The organism is Streptomyces sp. AC627_RSS907 (assembly GCF_019049165.1).
Map to the genome: position 1 here is coordinate 1 of NZ_JAGMUE010001230.1, position 900 is coordinate 900.

Genomic DNA, 900 nt, shown 5'->3' on the forward strand with positions numbered 1-900 from the left:
GCCTCGCCCTGACCCACACCCCGCAGGAGGTCGGCGTCTACGGCCTCGACCTCGTCGGCGGTGGTTTGCAGGCGATGGCGGGGCTGCCGCACGTCGGTGGCGTCGCCGGCCGCTCGGACCGCGAGCGCGCCGCCCGCACGGTGGAGGAGGTCCGCGCGATGCTCACGGCCCGCGAGGACGTCTTCCGCGAGCGCGGCATCGACTCCGTGGACGAGCTGCGCCGGCTGCGCGCCCAGGGCGAACTGCCCGAACTCGGCTCCACCGACGTCGTGCTGGTGATCGACGGCTTCGGGGAGCTGCGGGAGGCGTTCGACGAGTTGGACGACGCCGTGGTCGAACTCCTCAAGCGGGGCAGCGGGTACGGCATCCACGTCGTGGCCGGCATGTTGCGCTGGAACGAGGTGCGCATCGCCGCCCAGTCCGCCTTCGGCACCCGCGTCGAACTGCGCCTGAACGACCCGTCGGACAGCACGGTGGGCCGTCGCCTCGCCGAGACGCTCACCCCCGACGAGCCGGGCCGGGCGCTGACCGACGCCAAGCTCTTCGCGCAGGTGGCCCTGCCCCGCATCGACGGGCTGGCCACGGCCGACGAGCTGGGCGCGGCGACCGAGCAGGCGGTGCGCGCCGTCCGAGCCGCCTGGTCAGGACCGCCGGCGCCACCCGTGCGGGTGCTGCCCGCCAAGCTCGGCGCCCACCGGCTGCCGGGCCCGGAGGCCGAGCCGCGCCGGGTGCCGCTGGGGCTCGACCAGAACGCGCTCCAGCCGGCGCTGCTCGACCTGTTCCGGCGGGACCAGCACCTGCTGGTGCTCGGCGACGGCGAGTGCGGCAAGACCAACGTGGTGCGGCTCGTCGCGCACGGCCTCATGGAGCGCTACACCGACGACGAGGTGGTCTTCGCGG

Annotated in this window: 1 protein-coding gene; it reads left to right on the forward strand. The window is 74.9% G+C overall.

All coding sequences use genetic code 11. The features are described from left to right. A partial coding sequence (gene eccCb, locus KUM32_RS41215) for a type VII secretion protein EccCb (RefSeq protein WP_217146769.1) occupies positions 1–900 on the forward strand: 900 nt, incomplete at both ends.